At 59.9% G+C, this 18,693-nt stretch carries 21 protein-coding genes; 10 read left to right on the top strand and 11 right to left on the bottom strand.

Annotated features, from left to right (window positions below; translation table 11 throughout):
• Window positions 1-254: 254 nt before the first annotated feature.
• Complete coding sequence (locus ACJ8PL_RS21305) at window positions 255-941, bottom strand: response regulator (RefSeq protein ID WP_033639541.1); 687 nt, start codon at window positions 939-941, stop codon at window positions 255-257.
• Between the two features lie 32 nt (window positions 942-973).
• Complete coding sequence (locus ACJ8PL_RS21310) at window positions 974-2,566, bottom strand: ATP-binding protein (protein WP_033639542.1); 1,593 nt, start codon at window positions 2,564-2,566, stop codon at window positions 974-976.
• A gap of 326 nt (window positions 2,567-2,892) precedes the next feature.
• Here ACJ8PL_RS21310 and ACJ8PL_RS21315 point away from each other — a divergent pair, with 326 nt between their 5' ends.
• Entirely contained in the window at window positions 2,893-4,248 is a 1,356-nt protein-coding gene (locus ACJ8PL_RS21315) for a 2-hydroxycarboxylate transporter family protein (RefSeq protein ID WP_016929843.1), read from the top strand.
• A 98-nt stretch (window positions 4,249-4,346) separates the two neighbouring features.
• On the opposite strand, the gene ACJ8PL_RS21320 is transcribed toward ACJ8PL_RS21315, so the two are convergent.
• Complete coding sequence (locus ACJ8PL_RS21320; protein WP_442531366.1) at window positions 4,347-5,318, bottom strand: patatin-like phospholipase family protein; 972 nt, start codon at window positions 5,316-5,318, stop codon at window positions 4,347-4,349.
• 206 nt (window positions 5,319-5,524) lie between these two features.
• On the opposite strand from ACJ8PL_RS21320, the gene ACJ8PL_RS21325 reads away from it, so the two are divergent.
• The gene (locus ACJ8PL_RS21325) at window positions 5,525-6,469 is read left to right on the top strand and encodes an MBL fold metallo-hydrolase (protein ID WP_049300417.1); all 945 of its coding nucleotides are present in this window, start codon (window positions 5,525-5,527) and stop codon (window positions 6,467-6,469) included.
• Window positions 6,470-6,481: 12 nt separating this feature from the next.
• Here ACJ8PL_RS21325 and ACJ8PL_RS21330 read toward each other — a convergent pair whose 3' ends face one another.
• Window positions 6,482-7,375, bottom strand: a complete 894-nt coding sequence (locus tag ACJ8PL_RS21330) for a LysR family transcriptional regulator (protein WP_048795850.1) — start codon at window positions 7,373-7,375, stop codon at window positions 6,482-6,484.
• Between the two features lie 102 nt (window positions 7,376-7,477).
• Here ACJ8PL_RS21330 and ACJ8PL_RS21335 point away from each other — a divergent pair, with 102 nt between their 5' ends.
• The 4 genes from ACJ8PL_RS21335 (at window position 7,478) to ACJ8PL_RS21350 (ending at window position 9,134) form a co-directional block, all read left to right on the top strand.
• Window positions 7,478-8,218: an SDR family oxidoreductase gene (locus ACJ8PL_RS21335; RefSeq protein ID WP_261106666.1), complete on the top strand. Its 741-nt coding sequence runs from the start codon at window positions 7,478-7,480 to the stop codon at window positions 8,216-8,218.
• A gap of 64 nt (window positions 8,219-8,282) precedes the next feature.
• Window positions 8,283-8,477, top strand: coding sequence for a DUF1289 domain-containing protein (locus tag ACJ8PL_RS21340; protein ID WP_071525980.1), 195 nt, complete (start codon window positions 8,283-8,285; stop codon window positions 8,475-8,477).
• A gap of 82 nt (window positions 8,478-8,559) precedes the next feature.
• A complete protein-coding gene (locus ACJ8PL_RS21345; protein WP_016929838.1) occupies window positions 8,560-8,847 on the top strand; it encodes a CopG family ribbon-helix-helix protein in 288 nt (95 codons plus the stop codon).
• Window positions 8,847-9,134: a type II toxin-antitoxin system RelE/ParE family toxin gene (locus ACJ8PL_RS21350; protein ID WP_028127519.1), complete on the top strand. Its 288-nt coding sequence runs from the start codon at window positions 8,847-8,849 to the stop codon at window positions 9,132-9,134. The genes ACJ8PL_RS21345 and ACJ8PL_RS21350 overlap by 1 nt, the downstream gene beginning before the upstream one ends.
• A gap of 43 nt (window positions 9,135-9,177) precedes the next feature.
• On the opposite strand, the gene nrdF is transcribed toward ACJ8PL_RS21350, so the two are convergent.
• The 5 genes from nrdF to ACJ8PL_RS21375 all read right to left on the bottom strand — a co-directional run bounded on the left by nrdF (window position 9,178) and on the right by ACJ8PL_RS21375 (window position 13,732).
• A complete protein-coding gene (gene nrdF, locus ACJ8PL_RS21355) occupies window positions 9,178-10,149 on the bottom strand; it encodes a class 1b ribonucleoside-diphosphate reductase subunit beta (protein ID WP_033639549.1) in 972 nt (323 codons plus the stop codon).
• A gap of 8 nt (window positions 10,150-10,157) precedes the next feature.
• Entirely contained in the window at window positions 10,158-12,302 is a 2,145-nt protein-coding gene (gene nrdE / locus ACJ8PL_RS21360) for a class 1b ribonucleoside-diphosphate reductase subunit alpha (RefSeq protein WP_442531367.1), read from the bottom strand.
• Window positions 12,284-12,688, bottom strand: a complete 405-nt coding sequence (gene nrdI / locus ACJ8PL_RS21365) for a class Ib ribonucleoside-diphosphate reductase assembly flavoprotein NrdI (protein WP_004928930.1) — start codon at window positions 12,686-12,688, stop codon at window positions 12,284-12,286. The genes nrdE and nrdI overlap by 19 nt, the downstream gene beginning before the upstream one ends.
• Before the next feature lie 9 nt (window positions 12,689-12,697).
• Window positions 12,698-12,928, bottom strand: a complete 231-nt coding sequence (nrdH, locus tag ACJ8PL_RS21370) for a glutaredoxin-like protein NrdH (protein WP_004928934.1) — start codon at window positions 12,926-12,928, stop codon at window positions 12,698-12,700.
• Between the two features lie 495 nt (window positions 12,929-13,423).
• Window positions 13,424-13,732 carry a DUF883 family protein gene (locus ACJ8PL_RS21375; RefSeq protein WP_004928950.1) on the bottom strand — a complete coding sequence of 103 codons (309 nt, stop codon included), beginning with the start codon at window positions 13,730-13,732 and terminating at the stop codon, window positions 13,424-13,426.
• A 229-nt stretch (window positions 13,733-13,961) separates the two neighbouring features.
• Between ACJ8PL_RS21375 and asr the strand changes: the two genes are divergently transcribed.
• Complete coding sequence (asr, locus tag ACJ8PL_RS21380; protein ID WP_004928953.1) at window positions 13,962-14,312, top strand: acid resistance repetitive basic protein Asr; 351 nt, start codon at window positions 13,962-13,964, stop codon at window positions 14,310-14,312.
• 195 nt (window positions 14,313-14,507) lie between these two features.
• On the opposite strand, the gene ACJ8PL_RS21385 is transcribed toward asr, so the two are convergent.
• Window positions 14,508-14,888: a DUF4440 domain-containing protein gene (locus ACJ8PL_RS21385; RefSeq protein WP_079450462.1), complete on the bottom strand. Its 381-nt coding sequence runs from the start codon at window positions 14,886-14,888 to the stop codon at window positions 14,508-14,510.
• On the bottom strand, window positions 14,885-16,267 hold the full coding sequence (locus ACJ8PL_RS21390) for an MFS transporter (RefSeq protein ID WP_115436449.1): 1,383 nt from the start codon (window positions 16,265-16,267) through the stop codon (window positions 14,885-14,887). Before ACJ8PL_RS21390 ends, ACJ8PL_RS21385 begins: the two co-directional genes overlap by 4 nt.
• A gap of 105 nt (window positions 16,268-16,372) precedes the next feature.
• Here ACJ8PL_RS21390 and ACJ8PL_RS21395 point away from each other — a divergent pair, with 105 nt between their 5' ends.
• The 3 genes from ACJ8PL_RS21395 to ACJ8PL_RS21405 form a co-directional block, all read left to right on the top strand.
• Window positions 16,373-17,278, top strand: a complete 906-nt coding sequence (locus ACJ8PL_RS21395) for a LysR family transcriptional regulator (RefSeq protein WP_110147324.1) — start codon at window positions 16,373-16,375, stop codon at window positions 17,276-17,278.
• 90 nt (window positions 17,279-17,368) lie between these two features.
• Window positions 17,369-18,541, top strand: coding sequence for an MFS transporter (locus ACJ8PL_RS21400; RefSeq protein ID WP_016929831.1), 1,173 nt, complete (start codon window positions 17,369-17,371; stop codon window positions 18,539-18,541).
• A gap of 102 nt (window positions 18,542-18,643) precedes the next feature.
• Window positions 18,644-18,693, top strand: a 50-nt coding sequence (locus tag ACJ8PL_RS21405) for a DUF2002 family protein (RefSeq protein WP_442531368.1), incomplete at its 3' end; no start/stop codon positions are given.

Raw genomic sequence — 18,693 nt, forward strand, 5'->3', positions numbered from 1 at the left:
TTATGGTAATTTGGCCCGTGACTCAAAATTGACGGCCATTATTCGGCATAATGGTTTGGTTTTTGGGGAAATAATACGGTGTGGCGCAGAGAGATATTTGGGCGCCGCGCCTGCCGTTCGGATAATAAAAAACCCGACCAGAGGCCGGGCAAAAGTCATCAGTATTTCATCAGTTTTAACGACAGGTGCCGATATCGAGGGGGATATCGTCGAGCGTCATGTTATCGCCTTAGTATGACAGCCAGATGGCAGCCTCAGGCCTTGCGGTACAGCCGCCGCGGATGGCCGATATTGCCGTACAGCATCTCCACCCGCACGAACTGGGTGGCGACGCAATATTCCAGATAACGGCGGGCGGTGGTCTTGCTGATGCCGACTTGCTCAACCACGTCTTCCACCGCATGCGCCACCGCCGGCTGGGCGATAAACAGCGCCTGCACCAGTTCGAGGGTATTGGTTTCGATGCCTTTGGCGCTCGGCTCGCTGGAGAACTGCTTCGACTGCAGGTTGTACAGCGCATCGACGTTGTCCTGATCGATGATCTTGAAGGTGCGCTGGGTCTGCACGAACTGCATGAAGCGTTCGAGCGAATTGCGCAGTCGCTTATAGGACACCGGCTTGATGATGTAATCGAAAGCGCCGTTGCGGATCGCCTGGCTGCAGGTATGCATGTCGCTGGCGGCGGTGATGAAGATCACCGAACAGGCGGGGTTCTTCACCGCCGGCTCTTCCATCAGCTCGATGCCCTGGCCGTCCGGCAGGAAGTTATCCAGCAGGATCAGCCGCGGCTGATGCGCGTTGGCTTTGGCCCGCGCTTCGGCCAGCGTGGCGGCGTAGGCCACCACCCGCAGGTTGAAATTTTTCTCGATGAACTCCGCGTGCAGCGTCGCCAGTTGCGGCTCGTCTTCCACGATCAGAACGTCCAGTGTTAGGTGTGACATAATCGGGTGCTCAAAAAATCGGGTTATGGGTTTTATTTAGGGATAAATATAGAGAATATCGCGCCGTGCGGCTCATTGTCCGACACTTCTATGCTGCCGTGCGCCTGCGCCACATGGCTGGCGACCAGATGCAGGCCGATGCCGTGGTCGCTTTTATCCGCTTTGGTGGTGACGCCCTGTTCAAACAGCGTATCACGAATCTCCTCGGCGATGCCGGTGCCGCGATCCGCCACCTCGATCACCAGCTCGTCGCTGCCGTCGCTGATATAGAGTTCGATCGCGTCGTGCGGCGCCGGGCAGTGCAGCGTCGCTTCCACCGCATTATCCAGCAGATTGCCGACGATCGACATCAGTTCGGTCTCATTCAGCGCCGCCGGGATCTGCCGCAGCTGGCAGGCCGGATCGAAGCGCAGCTCGATGCCTTTTTCTCTGGCGCTGGAATATTTGCCCAGCAGCAGGCCGCACAGCGCCGCCGAACTGAAGCGCTGCGAGATGAAATCGAGGATCTCCTGCGCGCCCTCCGACTGGGCTTCCACATAGCGGATGGCCTCGTCGTAGCGCTGCATATGCAGCAGCCCGGCCAGCGTGGCGGTCCAGTTCAGCTGCTCGTGGCGCATGATGCGCAGATTGTCGGCATAGCGTTTCACCTGGCTGAGCTGGCTGCTCAGCGTATTGATATCGTTCTTGTCGCGGAAGCTGATCACCCAGCCTTGCAGCTCCTGCTCCTGCATGATGCGCACCCGGCTGGCGATCACCCGCACGTGGTTGAAGCGGCACACCTCGTCGTGCGTATCCTGGCCCAGTTGCGCGGCGGCGAAGAAGTCCGGCTGCGCCTGGATCACGTCGCCGATCGGCCGGCCCAGCAAGCTGGCGGCGGGCTGGTGCAGATCCAATAGCTCGCGCGCCGCATGGTTGATGGTGATGATCCGCAATTGCGGATCGATGGCGATCACGCCCTCATAAATGGCTTCCAGCAGCGCTTTTTGCTGGCGCACCAGCAGCGCGATCTCTTTCGGTTCCAGCCAGAACATCTGGCGCTTGAGATTTTTCGACAGCAGCCAGGAAAAAACGAACAGGGCGATCAGCAGCAGAACGATGGAGCCGATAATTTGCGTCAACGTCCTGGCATTTAAATTATCGATGTGCGATTTCAAATAGCCGACGGAAACGATACCGATCACGTGATTATTTTCATCCAGGATCGGCGCCTTGCTGCGCAATGAAACGCCAATGCCGCCCTTGCGAATAGAAATAATGCTTTTCCCTTCCAGCACCTCTTTATTATCGCCGCCGATCATCGGCGTGCCCAAGCGGCCTTCGTATTCGGAATGATAAAGATGGCGGGCATGATTATCGCCGATGACGATATAACTGGCGTCGCTGCTGGCGCGGATTTTTTTCATCAGCGCGGCAATTCTGGCGGCGTCGTGTTTTTCCACCGCGTCCACCAGCGAAGGGATAAGGGCGATTTCCCGCGCCTGCACCTGGGCGCGGGCGCCGAGATCGCGGTGCAGTTGCGCATCCAGCTGGTAATAGGTGTAGGCGCCGATACAGGTCAGCAGCAGGCAGGAGAAGGCCACCAGGCACAGAAACAGTTTGATTTGAAATGAGAGTTTGAGGCGCATGGCGGAGCTTCACCGTAAAGAGATCCTGAAGCCTTACCCTATCACGAGAAGCGGGGTCTGTAATATTGCGCCCGATCAACTTGTGATCCCTCACACGGGATTAGAGTGAACCGGACGAGAATTGTTCGCCTGCGATAAAATTGATAAGCTTTAAAATAAAAACGGTATTAACACCATTAAAACCACGTCGGTTTTTACATAATCTTAATTAACCCCATAGAAACCATAACCACCATTAAAAACCCTTTTTAACTTTGAACATAATCACAGCAGATAATCCGTGCGCTTCTCTATGATGGCTGAACAAACTAATAAGAGGCCAGATTATGAGCACAACAGATGATTCTTACCTCGTAGCCAAAGACAAGACCGCCGATATTCCTCTGCGTGAGAAATGGTGGCGGATACTGGACAATTATAAAGTAGGGATTATTCCGTTACCGTTCTTTATTCTGGCCGGCGTATTGATTCTGCTCGACTGCCTGGAAGGCAAATTGCCGAGCGATATCGTGGTGATGGTGGCCACCCTGGCGTTCTTCGGTTTCGCCTGCGGCGAATTCGGCAAACGGCTGCCGTTGATCGGCAAAATGGGCGCGGCGGCGATCTGCGCCACCTTCATTCCTTCCGCGCTGGTGCACTATGGCCTGTTGCCGGACGTGGTGGTGGAGTCGACCACCAAGTTCTACAAATCGACCAACATTCTTTATCTCTACATTTGCTGCATCATCGTCGGCAGCATCATGAGCATGAACCGCCAGGTGCTGATCCAGGGCTTCCTGCGCATCTTCATTCCGATGCTGTGCGGCGAGATCGTCGGCATGCTGGTGGGGATGGGCGTCGGCATGGCGCTGGGCCTGGAGCCGTTCCAGATCTTCTTCTTCCTGATCCTGCCGATCATGGCCGGCGGCGTGGGTGAAGGGGCGATCCCGCTGTCGATGGGCTACGCGGCGATCCTGCACATGGAGCAGGGCGTGGCGTTGGGGCGCATTCTGCCGATCGTGATGCTCGGCAGCCTGACCGCCATCGTCATCGCCGGCCTGCTCAACCAACTGGGCAAGCGTTATCCGCACCTGACCGGCGAAGGCAGCCTGATGCCGAGCAAGCAGGGCGACAGCGGCATGAACGCGGTGGAAAAAATCAGCGGCAAGGTGGACGTCAGCACCATCGCCTGCGGCGCGTTGCTGGCTATTCTGCTGTATATGGTGGGCATGCTGCTGCATCGCCTGATTGGCCTGCCGGCGCCGGTGGGCATGCTGTTCGCCGCCGTGGCGGTGAAGCTGGCGCACGGGGTATCGCCGCGCATTCAGGAAGGCTCACAGGTGGTGTACAAATTCTTCCGCACCGCCGTGACTTATCCGATCCTGTTCGCGGTCGGGGTGGCCATCACGCCGTGGCAGGAGCTGGTGGATGCGTTCACCGTCCAGAATCTGATCGTGATCGTCACGACCGTCAGCGCGCTGGTGGCGACCGGTTTCTTCGTCGGCAAGAAAATCGGCATGCACCCTATCGACGTGGCGATTGTCTCCTGTTGCCAGAGCGGGCAGGGCGGCACCGGCGACGTCGCGATCCTCACCGCCGGCAACCGCATGTCGTTGATGCCGTTCGCCCAGATCGCTACGCGTATCGGAGGCGCTATCAACGTCTCGCTGTCGCTGCTGGTGTTGGCCAAGTTCTTCGTATAACTCCTATAAATCCTTAGCGTTACTTTGCCTTTCCCCGCCCCCGCGGGGATTTTTTTTGCCCGCGCGCCGGCCAGACGCGCGGGCAAGGGGAACGCCGGTTATGCCGCCTGTTTCATGGCGGCGTCGTACCAGGCGAAGTAGCGCTCTACGCCGCGGCGGCCGGATTCGATCAGCGCGCGTTTCTTCTCATCGCTGATGCCGAACTCCAGCGTGCCGACGTCGAGCGTGTCGACATACACGGTGCGCTTCCAGTCGTCGCTGTCCAGATGCACCTTGGTTTGGATGTCCAGCATCACGTTGGCCACCGCCAGGGTGAAATCAAACAGGTTGTTGACCGGCGTGCGCGGGCCGGCCTGACCGGCGGCCTGGGCGATTTCACCGGCGGAGTCCAGGCGAAGGCCCAGGGTGCGGGTGTTGATGCGCTGGCTGGAGACGTCGATGTAAGGCGGCGTGGCGGAGAAGTCATAGTCGAATAGCCGCACCGGGTAGTTGTCGATCATGCCGCCATCGATGCACAGGTCGCCCAGGGTATTGTTCTTCGCCACGAAGGCGAACGGGAACGACATCGAAATGCGCAGGCCGTCCGCTACTTTCATGCGCGGCGTAGTGCGGTGCGAATAAACTTCGCGTTGGCCGCTGTTGAGGTTGGCGCCGATAAAGTAAATCGACTTGAACCCTTTCGCCGCCTTCATCGCTTCGAACTGCTCGAAGGTGATATCCGGGTTGCCGGTATATTGCTTGATAATATCGCGTGACCATTGATAGAAATAATCGCCGGGCGCGATGCCGTATTGATTGAACAGGCGATAGGCGTCCTGGAGCGTACCGAAAAAGCCGCCGTTATAATCGAGGAATTTTTTAAAATCCATCGCCGACAGAATTTTGGTTACGTCCGCCGAGCTGCAGCCCAGGCCGACCAGCAGCGCGGCGATGGCGCCCGCCGAGGCGCCGGAGGTTTGCTTGATCTGCGGCATGATGCCTTTGGCTTCCAGCAATTCCAGCGCGCCGCCATAGGCGATGCCTTTTACGCCGCCGCCTTCAAAGACCAGATTTTCGAATTGATAGTTCATGATATTTCCTCACTCTTGATTTAGGGAGTAAGAAAAATAACCAAGTCGCGAACCGGAAAATATTGATTGGGGTTGTGTGAGTCGGCAAACAAAATTATTCATAATAAATATATTGTTTATATATTTATCAAAGGCATTTATTAAACAGGCGCATCGGGCTTTTTGCGTCAATACTTAGCGCTGTTCAATTCTCGCAAGGAGTCATCATGTTCTGGAAACGTTGTCTGCTGGGCGCGGCGCTGGCCGTTATGTCATTACAGGCCGGGGCCGCCGCGCCGCAGGCCAAAACCCCGACGCCGGGATTTTACCGCATCATGCTGGGCAGTTTTGAAGTGACCGCGTTATCCGACGGCATCATTCGCCTGCCGGCGGACAAACTGTTGCTGAACACCACGCCGCAGCAGATCGCCGCCGGGTTGGCCGAGCGGCATCAAAGTCTGCCGGTGGTCACCTCGGTCAATGCCTATCTGATCAATACCGGTGACAAGCTGGTGATGATCGACAGCGGCGCCGGCCAACTGCTGGGCGACGGCCTGGGCAAGCTGGTGGATAACCTGCGTGCGGCGGGCTACCAGCCGGAGCAGGTGGATGAGATCTACCTGACCCACATGCACCCGGACCACCTCGGCGGCCTGACGCACGACGGCAAGGCGGTATTCCCCAATGCGGTGGTGCGCGCCGCCAGCCAGGATGCGGACTTCTGGCTGAGCGCGGACCAACTGAAACAGGCCAGCGCAGGCAGTAAAAGCAACTTCGAACGGGCCCAGGCGGCGATCAAGCCATACCAGGCGATGGGCCACTTTAAGCCGTTCAGCGGCGACGGTGAACTGTCGCCGGGCATTGCCGCCTTCGCCGCCCACGGCCATACGCCGGGGCACAGCGTGTATCAGGTGACCAGCCAGGGCAAGAAGCTGTTGCTGTTGGGGGATCTGATCCACGTGGCGGCGGTGCAGTTGCCGCATCCGAAGGTGGCTATCAGCTTTGACAGCGACGCCAAGGCGGCTGTCGCTCAGCGGCTGCGGATATTTGGCGACAGCGCGCGGCAGAGCGAACTGGTCGGCGGCGCACACCTGTCGTTCCCGGGGTTGGGGTATCTGAACCGCCAGGGCGACGGTTACACCTGGGTGCCGTTGAACTACGGCGCGCTGTAACGCCCGCTCTCGTTATCGGTTCCGCTCGGCGAACACCCGGCTGAACCAGTCGAGAAACACGCGCACCCGCGGTGACAGCTGGCGGTTGCGCGGATAAAGCAGCGAGACCGGCATCGGAGGAGAAGGCCAATCCGGCAGCAGCGGCAACAGGCTGCCGTCGGCCAGATCGCCGCGCAGGTGATAGCGCGGCACCTGAATGATGCCCAGTCCGGCGCGGGCGGCGGCGACCAGGCTCTCCGCCGCGGTGACCGACACCGTCGCCGGCAGCGTGACGGGTTGCGCTTGTCCCGCCACCGTGAACGCCAGCGGCATCAGCGCGCCGGTCGCCGAAGAGCGAAAGCCCACCATGCGGTGATGGCGCAGATCGTCCAGGCTTTGCGGCGTGCCGAAGCGCTGCAGGTAGGCCGGGGCGGCGCAGGTCACCTCTTCCAGCTCGCCCAGGCGGCGCGCCACCATGTCGCTGTCCCGCAGTTTGCCGACGCGCACCACGCAGTCGATGCCTTCCCGCAGCGCGTCCACCAGCCGATCGCCTTCGCTCATATAAAGCTCGATATCCGGGTATTGCGCCAAAAAATCCGGCAAATCGGGCAACAGAAAATGGCGCGCCAGCGTGCCGTGCACGTCGATGCGCAGCAATCCGCGCGGTTTGGCGCCGGCGAACGCCATCTCCGCTTCTTCGATGTCCGCCAGAATGCTCAGACAACGCTGATAGTAGGCTTCGCCATCCAGCGTCGGGCTGACGTGGCGGGTGGTGCGTTGCAGCAGCCTGACCTGCAGTCGGGCTTCGAGCTGTTTGATAGCGTCGGTCACGGTGGATCGCGGCAGGTTCAGATCCTGCGCCGCCTGGGTGAAGCTGCGTTGTTCTACCACGCGGGTGAACAGGCGCATGGCGTCGATTCTGTCCATAATTGTTCGTTTACTTCGGATAGTGATAACGAAGAATAGGGGATTATTCGCCATGCCGAAAGGTGCATGATGACTGTACATTAACCCGATGAGGAGATATCCATGAATCACGCGACTCAACGCGTCGCCATCGTCACCGGCGCATCCCGCGGCATCGGCGCGGCCATCGCCGAGCGTCTGGCCGCCGATGGCTTTACCGTCATCATCAACTATTCAGGCAATCCGGCGCCGGCCGATGAGCTGGTGGGCAAGATAGAACAGCGCGGCGGCCGCGCCTTGAGTGTCAAGGCCGACGTCAGCGATGCGGCTGCGGTCGCCCAACTGTTCGACAGCGCCGAACGGGCGTTTGGCGGCGTCGACGTGCTGGTCAATAACGCCGGGGTGATCGCGCTGGCGCCGGTGGCGGACATGCGTGATGAAGATGCGGATCGCCTGCTCGACATCAACCTGAAAGGCAGCTTCAATGCGATGCGCGAGGCGGCGAAGCGCCTGCGCGACAACGGCCGCATCATCAACTTCTCCTCCAGCGTGGTGGGGTTGCTGCAGCCGGGGTACGGCATGTATGCCGCCAGCAAGGCGGCGATCGAAGCGCTGACCAGCGTGCTGGCGAAAGAGCTGCGCGGCCGCAATATCACGGTGAACGCCGTCGCGCCGGGGCCGACCGCCACCGGCTTGTTCCTCGACGGCAAAACCCCGGAGCTTATCGAGCGGCTGGCGAAGATGGCGCCGTTGGAACGTCTGGGCACGCCGGACGATATCGCCGCGGCGGTGGCTTTCCTCGTCGGGGCAGACGGCGGCTGGATCAATGGCCAAACCCTGCGCGCCAACGGCGGCATCATCTGATTGGCGACGCGCCGCCGCAGGATCGGGTATCCTGTGGCGGAACATATCACATCAAGGGCAACGTATGGCGGGCCACACTCAGCAATCCCATCCTGGCGTCAGATCGCCCTGCGTCAGCCTGTGCCGGATCGACGACGAAACCCAGCAGTGCCGCGGATGCCGGCGCACGCGGGCGGAGATCGCCGCCTGGCCGACCGCCAGCGACGCGGAGAAACGCGCTATTTGGCGGCGGCTTGAGCTGCGTCAATCGGTGAAATAATCCTCTGCATTATTGCATTGCGCTGTCAGACTTCATGTAGCACAATTGAGCTACATGTGATTGACCGACGTTAGGAGCGATTATGTCGACGACGACCATTCGTATTCCAGATGAGCTTAAAGCCCGAGTCGCTGTCGTCGCCGAGCAGGTAGGCGTCACGTCTCACAGCTTTATTTTGCAGGCAATAGCGGAGAAAACGCAGCAAGAAGAGTTGCGCCGTGACTTTGAGAATGAAGCGGAAAAACGCTATGCCAAGATAATTGCGACGGGAGAGACGGTCTCTTGGAAAGAGATGCGCGGTTATTTGGAAAATTACGCAGCGGGTGATACTGCCGCTGTCAAACCTCCTGTTAAAAAACTGGGACGCTGATGGCAAATGTCGAGTTGGCGCCAGAGGTCAGGGATGATATCGAACGTGTTCTCGCTCATTTAGCTCAGTATGGCGCTGCGGATTCAGGGCGGCGCATTCAGGAAATCATCCATGCAATTGCGGTATTGGAACATAATCCATTGATCGGACGGTCCCTTGGCGCAGGGCTGCGTGAATTGATTATTGGGCAGCAAGCTCGCGGTTATTTGGCGCTCTACAAATACATTCCTGATATCGATACGGCGTTTGTTCTGGCGATCCGCAGTCAGAAAGAACAAGGGTATTGAATGCACGATACCGGCCTGAAAGACCGGCATCGCTGTCATGTCCTCAGAAATCCCAGTCCTCATCCTCGGTGTTGACCGCCTTGCCGATGACGTAAGACGAACCTGAACCGGAGAAGAAGTCGTGGTTTTCGTCGGCGTTCGGCGACAGCGCCGACAGGATCGCCGGGTTGACCTCCGCCATCGCCGGCGGGAACAGCGCTTCATACCCCAGGTTCATCAGCGCCTTGTTGGCGTTGTAGTGCAGGAAGGTCTTCACGTCTTCCGTCCAGCCGACGCCGTCGTACAGCTCCTCGGTGTAACGCACCTCGTTGTCGTACAGATCCTGCATCAGGTCGAAGGCAAAGTTTTTCACCTGCTGGCGCCGCGCGGCGTCCACTTTCTCCAGCCCTTTCTGGAACTTATAGCCGATATAGTAGCCGTGCACCGCCTCGTCGCGAATGATCAGGCGGATCAGATCGGCGGTGTTGGTCAGCTTGGCGCGGCTGGACCAGTACATCGGCAGATAAAAACCCGAATAGAACAGGAACGACTCTAGGAACACGCTGGCGACCTTTTTCAGCAGCGGATCGTCGCTGCGGTAGTGCGCCAGAATAATGCCGGCTTTCTTCTGCAGCGCGCGGTTTTCCTCGCTCCAGCGATAGGCGTCGTCCACGTCCGGCGTTTGGCACAGGGTGGAGAAGATTGAGCTGTAAGAGCGGGCGTGCACCGCCTCCATAAAGCTGATGTTGGAGTACACCGCCTCTTCGTGCGGCGTCAGCGCATCGGCGATCAGGGCCGGCGCGCCGACGGTGTTCTGGATGGTGTCCAACAGCGTCAGCCCGGTAAATACCCGAATGGTCAGCTGCTGCTCCTTCGGCGTCAGCGTGGCCCAGGAGGGGATATCGTTGGACAGCGGCACCTTTTCCGGCAGCCAGAAGTTGGAGGTCAGGCGGTTCCATACCTCCAGATCCTTGTCGTCTTCGATGATGTTCCAGTTGATGGCGCGCACCAGCGGCGCCGATGTTACGGTCGTCATAAGTTGCCTCACAGCGCGCAGGACACGCAGCCCTGCACCTCGGTGCCTTCCAGCGCCATCTGGCGCAGGCGGATGTAGTAAATGGTCTTGATGCCTTTGCGCCAGGCGTAGATCTGCGCGCGGTTGATGTCGCGGGTGGTGGCGGTATCGCGGAAGAACAACGTCAGCGACAGCCCCTGATCGACGTGTTGCGTCGCGGCGGCATAGGTATCGATGATTTTTTCCGGGCCAATCTCGTAGGCATCCTGGTAATACGCCAGGTTGTCGTTGGTCATGTACGGCGCCGGGTAGTAAACGCGGCCGATCTTGCCTTCCTTGCGGATCTCGATGCGCGAGACGATCGGATGGATGCTGGAGGTGGCGTTGTTGATGTACGAGATGGAGCCGGTCGGCGGCACCGCCTGCAGATTCTGATTGTACAGCCCGTGCATCATCACCGACTGACGCAGCGCGCGCCAGTCGTCGCGGCCCGGAATGGCGATGCCGGCGGCGGCGAACAGCTCGCGCACCCGCTCGGTCTGCGGCAGCCAGTCGCGCTCGGTGTACTTGTCGAAGTACTCGCCGCTGGCATAGCGAGAGTGCTCAAAGCCATCAAAGGCGCCGCCGCGCTCGATCGCCAGCCGGTTAGAGGCGCGGATGGCGTGATAGGCCACGGTATAGAAATAGAGATTGGTGAAGTCGATGCCTTCTTCCGAGCCGTAGAAGATGCGCTCGCGCGCCAGGTAACCGTGCAGGTTCATCTGGCCCAGACCGATGGCGCGGGCGCTGCGGTTGCCTTCGGCGATCGACGGCACCGAGCGGATATCGCTCATGTCGGCCACCGCGGTCAGCGCGCGGATCGCGGTCTCGATCGCCTTGCCGAAGTCCGGCGCGTCCATGGTTTTGGCGATGTTCAGCGAGCCGAGGTTGCAGGAGATATCCTTGCCGATGCGATCGTAGCTCAGATCCTCGTGATAGGTGCTGGCGCGGTTGACCTGCAGGATCTCCGAACACAGGTTGCTCATATTGATGCGCCCGGCGATCGGGTTCTCCCGGTTGACCGTGTCCTCGAACATCACGTAGGGGTAGCCGGATTCGAACTGGATCTCCGCCAGCACCTGGAAGAACTCGCGCGCGTTGATGCGCGACTTGCGGATGCGCTTGTCGTCCACCATCTCGCGGTACTTCTCGCTGACGGCAATCTCCGAAAACGGCACGCCATACACCCGTTCGACGTCGTAGGGCGAGAACAGGTACATTTCTTCGTTGTTCTTCGCCAGCTCGAAGGTGATATCCGGGATCACCACCCCCAGCGACAGCGTTTTGATGCGGATCTTCTCGTCGGCGTTTTCCCGCTTGGTATCGAGAAAACGCAGGATATCCGGGTGGTGGGCGTTGAGATACACCGCGCCGGCCCCCTGGCGCGCGCCGAGCTGGTTGGCGTAGGAGAAGGCGTCTTCGAGCATTTTCATGATCGGAATGACGCCGGAGGATTGGTTCTCGATGCGCTTGATCGGCGCGCCCACCTCGCGAATATTGCTCAGCATGAAGGCCACGCCGCCGCCGCGTTTCGACAGCTGCAGCGCGGAGTTCAGCGCCCGGCCGATCGATTCCATATTGTCTTCGATGCGCAGCAGGAAGCAGGAGACCAGCTCACCGCGCTGGCGTTTGCCGCAGTTGAGGAAGGTCGGCGTGGCCGGCTGGAAGCGGCCGGAAATCATCTCTTCCACCAGATCCTGCGCCAGGGCGGTGTCGCCCGCCGCCAGCGTCAGCGCCACCATGCACACCCGGTCTTCGTAGCGTTCCAGATAGCGCTTGCCGTCGAAGGTTTTGAGCGTATAGCTGGTGTAGTACTTGAAGGCGCCGAGGAAGGTCTCGAAGCGGAATTTCTTGGCGTAGGCCTGTTGGAACAGCTGCTTGATAAACGGGAATTCGTACTGCGCCAGCACCTGCGGCTCGTAGTAGCCTTCTTCCACCAGATAGCGCAGCTTTTCCTCCAGGTTATGGAAGAACACGGTGTTTTGGTTGACGTGCTGCAGGAAGTAGTGCCGCGCCGCCAGCCGATCTTTATCGAACTGGATCCGGCCTTCCGCATCGTAAAGATTGAGCATCGCGTTGAGCGAATGGTAATCCAGCGCGCCCGTCTCGGGCCTGGTCAATTCTGTCGTTGCCAAAATGCGGTTACTCCCTGTCTAACGTTTTCAACGTCTTGCGTAGTGCCGAGCAGCTCGAAGCGGTACAAAAAAGGCACCTGGCATTTTTTGGCGATGATGTCGCCGGCGATGCCGTACGCTGCGCCGAAGTTGGTGTTCCCGGCGGCGATGACGCCGCGCAGGTATGAACGGTTTTGCGGAACGTTGAGAAAGCGGATCACCTGGATCGGCACCGCGCCGACGGCGCTGCCCCCGCCATAGCTGGGTACGATCAAGATATAGGGTTGTTCCATCAGCAATTTGCTGCGGGCACCGGCGATCGGAATGCGGATCGCCGGCAGGCCCAGTTTCTCAACGAATCGGTGGGTGTTCTCCGAACTGCTGGAGAAATAGACCAGCGGATTCATCGCCGAGCCTCAGCAGGTGAGCGCCAGCGCGCCGATTTTGTCCGGCCGGAAACCGGACCAGTGATCGTCACCGGCGATAATCACCGGAACTTGCTGATAACCTAAGGATTTAACGTGGTTCAGCGCCTGCTGATCCTGGGTGAGGTCGATCACCTGATAATCAATCCCCTGTTTATCAAATGCGCGATAGGTGGCGTTGCACTGGACACAGTCCGGCTTACTGTAAATAATAATGCTCATGATTCGCATTTACCTTTAGGCTGAAGGAAAGGCGGACAAGTCAGATAACGGAGCATCGTTCCTGGCGTTTCTGACGGCGTTATCAACCGAACAACGGTCCCTGCGGTTGATAGATAAAATGCTATATGTAGATATTTAATTTATCAACCACGCTATATATGGTGTTTTGTGGGGTTGGGTACGTAGACCGCGTCGGGGCTGGAAAAGGCGAGGGAAAAATTTTTTCGGGTGAGAAATTCTCCTCTCTCAGTGAAGAGGGGGAGTCGAGCGCATTCTGACGCATGCTGACGGCCAGACGATTGAAGGCGCTCTCTGATTAGCGCATCGACCATCCGGCGGGGCGGGGGTTACTGTCGGGGGGCGCCAATTTCAGCCGGCGAGAGGAGGCGGAGCGGGCGGTACAGGGGCTGGCGCAGCTGTTTCGCACAAATTAAACGGCCCGCGATTTCCGCGGGCCAGACGCACATCTGTTTTATCTTTATGACTGCAGGGGTGTTAACGCCGGGCCAGCAGCACGCCGAGCACGATGCCGACGGCGGCACCGATCCCTACGCCCTGCCAAGGTTTGTCACGCACATAGCTGTCGGCTTGATCGACCGCGTCGCGCGCATGCTGTGTCAGACTGGTGGAGCCATTGAACCGCGCCCGGGCGTCGCGCAGCACGCCTTTCGCCTTGCTGTGCAGCTCTTTCAGTTCCTCTTTGGTCTTGTCACCGGACTCGCGCAACACTTCATCCAGCGTATCGGCCAACAGAGTGACGTCCTGATCGATATCGCGTTCTGTTCTTTCCGCTTTCTTAAACATTCAGCTCTCCATTTCGACACATGTCTTTCAAGTGTAGACCATGCCGAGATTTGCGTGGCCGATCACGGAAAAAAACCGCCGTCACGCAGGTGTTTGCCGGCGCCTGGGCTTTGTACATTTGGTTACTCGGCGAAACCAATCACTCACGGAAGCGGCGGTTTGATTCCACTAGTATCTGTTTCAACGGCTCCACCGGAGCTTACCGAAACAACACTCTGAGGATTTAAAGATGAAAAAAGTATTAGCGCTGATCGTTGCTGCCACTATGGGTCTGTCTTCTGTTGCTTTCGCTGCTGATACCGCAGCTACTGCTCCGGCTACCACCACCGCACCAGCTGCGACCACCACCACCGCTGCGCCAGCGGCTGCTGCTGAAAAAGCGCCAGCTAAAGCAACGCACCACAAGAAAGCCAAGCACCACAAAAAAGCGCCAGCCCAGAAAGCTCAGGCCGCTAAAAAGCACCACAAAAAAGCGCCAGCTCAGAAAGCCCAGGCTGCTAAAAAACACCACAAAAAAGCGCCAGTGCAGAAAGCTCAGGCCGCTAAAAAACACCACAAAAAAGCCGGTAAAAAAGCTTAATTAAGTGATGTTTGCGGAACCGGAAGGTTCCGCACGCTCCAGCCCGTACTCCAGACACCCGGTTCTTCCGGGTGTCTTCTTTTGAGGCGACGCACGATGATCAATCGCTATCTGTTTGAAGTTATTTTCAGCGCGGTAACCCTGTGCGGGGTGATCGTCGGTTGGGAACTGTTTTTGGCCGGCAGCTTCCTGTGATCATTGCGCCGCGACGGTTTCGTGCAAATGCCGCCAGCCGAGCGCATTGGGCTGACGTTCAAATACCACTGTGGAGTAGCGCAGCGTAGCGCTTTGTCCCGGCAGACTCTGTTTTTCCCGGTAGCTAACTACCGCGCCCGTCGGCCATTCGGCCACCAGCTTCATCTCTTCTATCTCGATTTCTAAACCCGGTTTGGCGGCGCGATGCGCGTGGAAAAAAGCGCACAGCGCGGTGAAATCCAGCGGAGCGCCGTTCAGCGCGATCATGCTGAAATCCGGCGTAAAGCGCGCCAGCAGCGCCTGCTCTTCTCCGGTCCCTTTGCCCAGCCAGCGTTCAATGGCGATGTGGGCGTCGATCACTTCGGTAAAATACGGGTTCATAAAGCATCCTGTTGAGCGTTGAGTTGGCGCACGATGGCGCGGTTGGCGAGGCGCAGGCACAGCAGCAGCGGGATGAGTACGCTGGCGCCCGCCAGAATGAAGCAGGTGCGGTAAGCCGTCGCGGGCGGCAACACGGCCAACAGCAGATTCAGCAGCAGGCTGAGCAGCGCCACGCCGAGGCAAAAACTGAGTTGGCGGTTGATATTCCACAGCGCGCTGGCGTCCGCCAGCTGAGCGTCGGGGATCTGCAGGAACGCGCTGCTCTGCGCGGTGCTACTGCACAGGCTGCCGCCGAACCCCATCAGGGCAAAGGCGGCGATCTGCAACGCGTGCTGCCCGGCCTGATCGATCTGCGCCAGCGTCAGCATGCCGACGCCTTGCAACAGACAGCCGACGATCAGCAGCGGCCGCGGGCCGAGGCGGTTAAAGGTTTTGCCGGTCAGCGTGATGGCCAGGAACGACGCCAGCGCCCAGGGCAGCATCAGGCCGCCGACCTGTGCGGCGGGCATGCCCAGCTGGTTTTGCAGATACAGCATCGCCACCAGGCTGACGCCGATGAACAGGCCGGGAATACACAAATAAACCGCCATGGCGTTGCGCAGCAGCGGATCGGCGACCAGCCGCAGGTTCAGCAGCGGCTGCGGGGTTCGCAGGCTATGGCGCAGATAAGAGGCCAGCACCAGCAGGCCGGCAGCCAGCAGCGCCGCACCGGAAACCTGATGGCCGGCTTCGCTCAGCCGGGTCAGGCCGAGCAGCAGCAGCGTCAGCGCCGCGCAGGCGCTCAGTAATCCTGTCGCGTCCAGCGGTTTGCACGCCGCCGTCGGTGCTTCCGCGCGCAGCCACAGCGCCGCCAGCGCCAGGGCCAGGGCCGCCAGCGGCAGGTTGGCGAAAAACACCCAGCGCCAGTCCAACCGATCGACGAGCCAGCCGCCCAGCGCCGGTGACAGCGCCGGCGCCAGCAGCCCCACCAACATGATGGCCGCCGACAGCCCGGCGCGTTCATGGCTGCGGTACAGCTGATAGGTCAGCGTCTGGCCGATGGGGATCAGCAAGCCGCCGCCCATGCCCTGCAGGGTGCGCCAGCCGATCAGCGCGCCGATGCTGTCGGCGTTGCCTGCGCCGAGGGTGGCCAGCATGAACAGCGCCAGCGACAGCAGAAATACTCGCCGTCCGCCGATGCGCTGCGCCAGCCAGGCGCTGAGCGGGATCACCAGCGTCAGGCCGAGAATATAGCCGTTGCTGACCCACGCCAGTTGGCTGACCGATGCTCGCATCGCCTGGCCGATGGCGGGGTAGGCGACATTGGCGATAAACATATTGATCAGATCGACGAAAAAGCCGAGCAGATAGACGATTGCCACTTTGCTGCGATAAGACATGGTGCCTCCGGTTGAAGGCGAGCAGTGTATCGGGGGGAAAAGTGCGGATAAATCGGCGGCGGGCGATTACACTGTCAAAATGATTTTGACAATAAGGGCGGCGAAATGCTGAATTTGCAGCGTCTGGCGATCTTCGCGGCGGTGGTGGAAGCGGGCAGCTTTACCGCGGCGGCGGCGGCGCTGGGGCAAACCAAGGCGGTGGTGAGCTTTAACGTCAAGCAACTGGAGAATGAGCTGGGGGTGTCACTGCTGGCGCGCAGCACCCGACGATTGTCGCTGACCGATGCCGGCGAACGCTTCTATCAGCGCAGCCAGCAATTGTTGCAGGAGGCGGAAAACGTGCTGGACGACGTGCGACGCGATCATCACGGGCTGAGCGGCGTGCTGCGCATCACCAGCACGCCGGAGTACGGCGCGCAGGTGGTGGCGCCGGCGCTGGCGGCGTTTTCGCGCCAGCATCCGCGCCTGCGTATCCAGCATGTGTCTTCTTCCTATCATGCCGATCTGATTTCGGAGCGCTTCGACGTGGCGATCCGCTTGGGACAGCTGGCGGATTCCAGCCACCGCGCGGCGCTAATTGACAGCTTCGCCATTTTTCCGGTGGCGTCGCCGGATTATCTGGCCGAGCGGCCGATTCATTCGCTGACGGATCTGGCGCAGGCGCAGTGGATTGCCCACAGCCGGCTCAGTTCGCCGCTCAGTTGGCAGGTGGTCACGCCGCAGCGCGAAGCGGTGCTGTTCAAGGTCGCGGACGCCGCCACGCTTACCGGCGACAGCGCCGCGGCATTGCTGGCGTTCGCCCTGCATGGCGCCGGGGTGGCGCTGCTGCCGGCGTGGCTGGCGCAGCCCGACATCGATGCCGGCAGGTTGCAGCGGTTGCTGCCGGATCACCGTTTCCCCGAGCAGAGCATCTATGCGCTCTACCCGAATACCCGTCACGTGCCGGAAAAGGTGCGGGCGTTTATCGATTTTCTGCGCGCGCGGGTGGCGGTAAAATCGTTAGCGAAATAATAATTCGTTATAACTCTCTCATTTATCATCAAATCTCATCGGGGTATGCTGGAACGCTTCGTCTACCCCGTCCGATGCGAGCCACCTTCGATGACCGCAGAAAATAACTTCCAACTGAACCGACGTATTTTGTCCGTGGTGATGTTCACCTTCGTCTGCTACCTGACCATCGGCCTGCCGCTGGCGGTGTTGCCGGGATTTGTGCATGACCACCTGGGCTACAACTCGGTGTTGGCGGGCCTTATCATCAGCGCGCAATACTTCGCCACGCTGTTCAGCCGCCCGCACGCCGGGCGTTACGCCGATCAGCTGGGGCCGAAGAAGGTGGTGCTGTTCGGCCTGGCGTGCTGCGGCGCCAGCGGCCTGTTTTACGCGCTGGCGTTCGGCGTTGACGGTTACCCGTGGCTCAGCCTGCTGTTGCTGTGCGTGGGGCGGGTGTTTCTCGGCGTCGGCGAAAGCTTCGCCAGCACCGGTTCCACACTGTGGGGCATCGGCCGGGTTGGGGCGATGCACACTGCGCGGGTGATCTCCTGGAACGGCGTCGCCACCTACGGCGCGATGGCGGCCGGCGCGCCGCTCGGCGTGTATCTGAACCAGCAGTGGGGATTGGCCGGGGTGGCGGCGCTGATTGTGCTGGCGGTCGCGGTGGCGCTGCTGTTGGCGAGCGGCAAGCCGGACGTCTCGATCGCGGCTGGGCAGCGCATCGCCTTCCGCGCGGTGTTCGGCCGCATCTGGGCCTATGGTCTCGGGCTGGCGATGGGCACCGTCGGCTTCGGCGTGATCGCCACGTTCATCACCCTTTACTACGCCGACAAAGGCTGGAGCGGCGCGGCGTTTTCGCTGACGCTGTTCAGCTGCGCCTTCGTCGGCATCCGCCTGATCTTCAGCAACGTCATTAACCGCCACGGCGGGTTGAAGGTGACGCTGGCGTCGTTTCTGGTCGAGATCGTCGGGCTGCTGTTGATCTGGCTGGCCGGCGAGCCCTGGATGGTGCAAACCGGCGCGTTGCTGGCCGGCGCCGGTTTTTCGCTGGTGTTCCCGGCGCTGGGCGTTGAGGCGGTGAAACAGGTGCCGCCGCAGAATCAGGGCACGGCGCTCGGCACCTATTCGGCGTTCCTCGACCTGGCGTTGGGCATCACCGGCCCGCTGGCCGGGCTGCTTATTGGACAAGCGGGCGTGCCGTCGATTTATCTGGCGGCGGCGCTGCTGGTGGCGCTCGGGGTGCTGCTCACCCTGCGCCTGCTGCAGCGCCGCCGGGCCTGATTCAGGAATAGTCCGAAACCCGGATTCCTCCCCAGAAAATCATTGTTTCGGTGAATGATTACGGTAAGGTCGCTCAGCGGTCCAGAATGAGAGGAGGAATCGATGTATTTACGGCCGGATGAAGTGGCTAAAGTGTTGGAGAATACCGGCTT

Source organism: Serratia sp. CY83965 (assembly GCF_052166375.1).
Classification (GTDB): domain Bacteria; phylum Pseudomonadota; class Gammaproteobacteria; order Enterobacterales; family Enterobacteriaceae; genus Serratia; species Serratia marcescens.

Bases quoted from the DNA above. Each gene is read 5' to 3' on its own strand.
- ACJ8PL_RS21345 (WP_016929838.1), top strand. From the start codon at position 8,560: ATGTCGACGACGACCATTCGTATTCCAGATGAGCTTAAAGCCCGAGTC.
- ACJ8PL_RS21340 (WP_071525980.1), top strand. From the start codon at position 8,283: ATGGCGGGCCACACTCAGCAATCCCATCCTGGCGTCAGATCGCCCTGC.
- ACJ8PL_RS21325 (WP_049300417.1), top strand. From the start codon at position 5,525: ATGTTCTGGAAACGTTGTCTGCTGGGCGCGGCGCTGGCCGTTATGTCA.
- ACJ8PL_RS21395 (WP_110147324.1), top strand. From the start codon at position 16,373: ATGCTGAATTTGCAGCGTCTGGCGATCTTCGCGGCGGTGGTGGAAGCG.
- ACJ8PL_RS21330 (WP_048795850.1), bottom strand. From the start codon at position 7,375: ATGGACAGAATCGACGCCATGCGCCTGTTCACCCGCGTGGTAGAACAA.
- asr (WP_004928953.1), top strand. From the start codon at position 13,962: ATGAAAAAAGTATTAGCGCTGATCGTTGCTGCCACTATGGGTCTGTCT.
- ACJ8PL_RS21350 (WP_028127519.1), top strand. From the start codon at position 8,847: ATGGCAAATGTCGAGTTGGCGCCAGAGGTCAGGGATGATATCGAACGT.
- ACJ8PL_RS21320 (WP_442531366.1), bottom strand. From the start codon at position 5,318: ATGAACTATCAATTCGAAAATCTGGTCTTTGAAGGCGGCGGCGTAAAA.
- ACJ8PL_RS21315 (WP_016929843.1), top strand. From the start codon at position 2,893: ATGAGCACAACAGATGATTCTTACCTCGTAGCCAAAGACAAGACCGCC.
- ACJ8PL_RS21310 (WP_033639542.1), bottom strand. From the start codon at position 2,566: ATGCGCCTCAAACTCTCATTTCAAATCAAACTGTTTCTGTGCCTGGTG.
- ACJ8PL_RS21385 (WP_079450462.1), bottom strand. From the start codon at position 14,888: ATGAACCCGTATTTTACCGAAGTGATCGACGCCCACATCGCCATTGAA.
- ACJ8PL_RS21305 (WP_033639541.1), bottom strand. From the start codon at position 941: ATGTCACACCTAACACTGGACGTTCTGATCGTGGAAGACGAGCCGCAA.
- ACJ8PL_RS21390 (WP_115436449.1), bottom strand. From the start codon at position 16,267: ATGTCTTATCGCAGCAAAGTGGCAATCGTCTATCTGCTCGGCTTTTTC.
- nrdF (WP_033639549.1), bottom strand. From the start codon at position 10,149: ATGACGACCGTAACATCGGCGCCGCTGGTGCGCGCCATCAACTGGAAC.
- ACJ8PL_RS21335 (WP_261106666.1), top strand. From the start codon at position 7,478: ATGAATCACGCGACTCAACGCGTCGCCATCGTCACCGGCGCATCCCGC.
- ACJ8PL_RS21400 (WP_016929831.1), top strand. From the start codon at position 17,369: ATGACCGCAGAAAATAACTTCCAACTGAACCGACGTATTTTGTCCGTG.
- ACJ8PL_RS21375 (WP_004928950.1), bottom strand. From the start codon at position 13,732: ATGTTTAAGAAAGCGGAAAGAACAGAACGCGATATCGATCAGGACGTC.
- nrdI (WP_004928930.1), bottom strand. From the start codon at position 12,688: ATGAATCCGCTGGTCTATTTCTCCAGCAGTTCGGAGAACACCCACCGA.
- nrdH (WP_004928934.1), bottom strand. From the start codon at position 12,928: ATGAGCATTATTATTTACAGTAAGCCGGACTGTGTCCAGTGCAACGCC.